The 3,713-nt window shown below is 64.1% G+C and carries 4 protein-coding genes and 1 pseudogene; all 5 read left to right on the forward strand.

Features of this window, described 5'->3' with window-relative positions:
* Positions 1-276 (forward strand): annotated as a pseudogene (gene malE / locus RMO40_RS22775) (maltose/maltodextrin ABC transporter substrate-binding protein MalE); the annotation flags it as partial.
* Positions 277-338: 62 nt separating this feature from the next.
* Complete coding sequence (malF, locus tag RMO40_RS22780) at positions 339-1,874, forward strand: maltose ABC transporter permease MalF (protein WP_309725886.1); 1,536 nt, start codon at positions 339-341, stop codon at positions 1,872-1,874.
* A gap of 9 nt (positions 1,875-1,883) precedes the next feature.
* Positions 1,884-2,774, forward strand: a complete 891-nt coding sequence (gene malG / locus RMO40_RS22785; RefSeq protein WP_309725887.1) for a maltose ABC transporter permease MalG — start codon at positions 1,884-1,886, stop codon at positions 2,772-2,774.
* Positions 2,775-2,811: 37 nt separating this feature from the next.
* Positions 2,812-3,222: a pullulanase-associated domain-containing protein gene (locus RMO40_RS22790; protein ID WP_309725888.1), complete on the forward strand. Its 411-nt coding sequence runs from the start codon at positions 2,812-2,814 to the stop codon at positions 3,220-3,222.
* 12 nt (positions 3,223-3,234) lie between these two features.
* A partial coding sequence (locus RMO40_RS22795) for an alpha-amylase family glycosyl hydrolase (protein WP_309725889.1) occupies positions 3,235-3,713 on the forward strand: 479 nt, incomplete at its 3' end.

A 3,713-nucleotide genomic window follows, 5' to 3' on the forward strand; every position in this document is an offset into this window, starting at 1 on the left:
GAGAACCACATGCTGAGCGTGCAGGGCCTCAAGCAGATCAACGACGACGTGCCGCTGGGGACCCCGGCCAGCAAGGCGCTCTACGCCGAGCTCAAGAGCAACCCCAACATCCAGGCCACCATGGCGAGCGCGCAAGACGGCTCACCCATGCCCAACAACCCGGAGATGGGCCGCTTCTGGTCGTCGATGCAATCGGCACTGCAAAACATGACCGAAGGCCGCCAGTCGCCCAAGGAAGCGCTGGACGCTGCGGCCAAGCGCATCTCGGCGAAGTGATGTGCGCGGCGGTGGGCCCCGGCTGTCGCCGTGGTTCACCGCCCTTTGTCTGATACCCCTCCATGACCCTTTCGCCCTCTTTGAAGCGTGTGGCACCAGGCGCCCTGCTCGCCCTGGTTCTGATCGCCGCCCTCTACGTGGTGACGCTGGTGCACGCCGCCGGCGAGACGCTGCTGGCCGGCACCATGCTCGTCATCTCGGCATTGGCGCTGTGGGTCTACACCTCGCCGCGCGCCTACGCCTACCGCTACCTCTTTCCCGGCATCGCCGCCTCGCTGATCTTCGTGGTCTTCCCCATGCTCTACACCATGGGCATAGGCTTCACCAACCACAGCTCGAAGAACCTGCTGGAGTTCCCGCGCGCCACCCAATACTTTCTGGACGAAACCTACCGCGCCGAGGCCGAGCCGCTGGCCTTCACCCTGCATGCCGATGGCCGCGAGTTCCGCGCCCGGCTCGAAGACAGTGATGCCAGCAAAGCCTTCGTCTCCGGCCCGCTCGCGCTCAAGAGCAACGCCCCGCTGGAGCTCAAGCTCGAGCCCGCCGAGCAGGCGCCCATCGCACTCGGCGAACCGCTGCCGATCAAGGACCTGATCGCCAAACAACCCCAGTTGAAGGCCCTCGCCTTCGTGCTGCCCGACGGCCGCAAGCTGCGCATGACCGGCCTGCGCCAATTCAGTGAGGTGCAGCCGCTCTACGCGCAGCAACCCGATGGCAGCCTGCTCAACAAACGCGACGGCGGCGTGTTGCGCCCCAACTTCGACAGCGGCTTCTACGAGACCGCGAGTGGCGAGCGTGTGCAGCCCGGCTTTCAGGTCGGCGTGGGTCTCGCCAACTACACCCGCATCTTCACCGACAAGGCATTCCAAGAGCCCTTCATCCGCATCTTCGTGTGGACGGTGGTGTTCTCCGCCCTCACCGTGTTCATCGCCGCCGCGCTCGGCATGTTCCTCGCGGTGCTCTTCAACTGGGACGCGCTTCGCTTCAAGGGCGTGTACCGCGTGATGCTGTTCCTGCCCTATGCGGTGCCGGGCTTCATCTCGATCCTGGTGTTCAAGGGCTTGTTCAACAACAACTTCGGCGAAATCAACCTGATCCTCGAAGCCCTGTTCGGCATCCGCCCCGCGTGGTTCTCCGACCCCACGCTCGCCAAGCTGATGCTGCTGATCGTCAACGTGTGGCTGGGCTACCCCTACATGATGATCGTGTGCATGGGGCTGATCAAAGCCATCCCGTCCGACCTGTACGAAGCCTCGGCCGTGGCGGGCGCCGGGCCGCTGACCAACTTTTTCCGCATCACGCTGCCGCTGATCATGAAGCCGCTCACGCCGCTGCTCATCTCGGCCTTCGCCTTCAACTTCAACAACTTCGTGCTGATCGCGCTGCTCACCGGCGGTCGGCCCGACTTCTTGGACACCAGCGTGCCGGCAGGCACGACCGACCTGCTGGTGTCGTACACCTACCGCATCGCCTTCCAGGACTCGGGCCAGCAGTACGGCCTGGCAGCAGCGATCTCGACGGTGATCTTTGCGATGGTGGCGGTGATCTCGCTGGTGCAGATGCGCTTCACCAAGATCGCTCGCGAAGAAGCGAGATAAGGAAACGTCATGGCCATCGTCCTCGACAAATCCCACCGCTGGCGTGTGCTGGCCGCGCACCTGTTCCTGATCGGGCTGGTGCTGCTGGTGATCTTCCCCTTCCTGATGATCCTGTCGATCTCGCTGCGGCCCGGCAACTTTGCCGCCGGCAGCCTGATCCCGGAGCAAATCAGCCTGGAGCACTGGAAGCTCGCGCTCGGCATCTCGTACACCGCGCCCGACGGCCGGCTGGTGCAGCCCGACTTCCCGGTGCTGCTGTGGCTGTGGAACTCGGTCAAGGTGGCCAGCCTCACCGCGCTCATCACGCTCACCTTGTCGACCACCGCCGCGTATGCGTTCGCGCGCATGCAGTTCCGCGGCAAGCAGGCCTCGCTCTCGGGGCTGATGCTGATGCAGATGTTCCCGGCCGTACTGGCGCTGGTGGCCATCTACGCCATCTTCGACCGGCTGGGCAATGTGTTCCCCTCCGTCGGCATCGACAGCCACGCCTCGCTGCTGCTCGCCTACTCGGGCGGCATCGCGCTGCACGTGTGGACGATCAAGGGCTACTTCGACACCATTCCGTTCGAGATCGAAGAGGCCGCCAAGGTCGACGGCGCCACCCCCTGGCAGGCCTTCCGCCTCGTGCTGCTGCCGATGGCGGTGCCCATCCTGATGGTGGTGTTCTTGCTGGCCTTCATCGGCGCCATCATTGAATACCCGGTTGCCTCGATCCTGCTGCACGAAGAGGCCAAGCTCACGCTGGCGGTCGGCTCCAAGCTCTTCTTGTACGAGCAGAAGTATTTGTGGGGCGACTTCGCGGCTGCGGCCATTTTGTCGGGTCTGCCCATCACCATCGTCTTCATCCTGGCGCAGAAATGGATGATCTCCGGCCTCACCGCTGGCGGTCTCAAAGGCTGACGCCGTTTTCAACCACTCCCACTGAGAGAGGCACACCATGAAGCTCAAGCACTCGATCCTGCTGGCCGCTGCACTCACCCTGAGCGCCGCCGCCCAGGCGCAGACCGCCACCATCCACTACAACCGCTGCGACAGCAACTACGACGGCTGGGGCGCTCACCTGTGGAAAGACGGCGGCATTCCCCTGCCCGGCGTCGAATGGCAAAAGCCCATGCCGCCCAGCGGCAAGGGCGACTTCGGCGTCTACTGGACGGTGAAGCTCGACGACTTCGTCAAGGGCCGCGTCAACTACATCATCCACAAGGGCGACTCCAAGGAACAAGGCGGCCGCGACATGGCCTTCGACGGCAACACGACCAAGGAAATCTGGGTCAACAACGGCGACCGCAAGATCTACACCTCGCTCGCCGACGCGCAAAAAGCGCGCGCCGACAAGCCCTGCCCCTGATCGGACTCCTCCATGAACCACCTGTCGACGTGGCGGCTGCTGGCCGCCCTGGGTCTCGCTTTGCTGTCTGTTTCTTGCGCCAACGAACCGCCGAAGGTCGTGACGGTCGCTGCGGCATCCGTGGCCAAGCTCCTGGTACCCACCGGCCCGGTGCAAGCCCCCGGCCGCTTTGCCGACAACCCGATCGTCTACTTCGCCATTCCCGACCGCTTCGAAAACGGCAACCCTGCGAACGATGGCAGTTATGGCCGCAAGCGCGAGGCGGCACCGAAAGATGACGTCGGCACCTTCCACGGCGGTGACCTCAAAGGCATCACCAACAAGCTGCGCGAAGGCTGGTTCAAGCAGCTCGGCGTGAACGCGATCTGGATCACCGCGCCCTACGAGCAGATCCACGGCTGGGTGGTGGGTGGCAACAAGGAGTTCAAGCACTACGCCTACCACGGCTACTACGCGCTCGACTTCACCGTGCTCGACAAGAGCATGGGCAC

This window comes from Rhizobacter sp. (assembly GCF_031412075.1).
Taxonomy (GTDB): Bacteria; Pseudomonadota; Gammaproteobacteria; order Burkholderiales; family Burkholderiaceae_C; genus Rhizobacter.

Coding starts and splice junctions, on each gene's coding strand:
- malF (WP_309725886.1), top strand. CDS start 339: ATGACCCTTTCGCCCTCTTTGAAGCGTGTGGCACCAGGCGCCCTGCTC.
- malG (WP_309725887.1), top strand. CDS start 1,884: ATGGCCATCGTCCTCGACAAATCCCACCGCTGGCGTGTGCTGGCCGCG.
- RMO40_RS22790 (WP_309725888.1), top strand. CDS start 2,812: ATGAAGCTCAAGCACTCGATCCTGCTGGCCGCTGCACTCACCCTGAGC.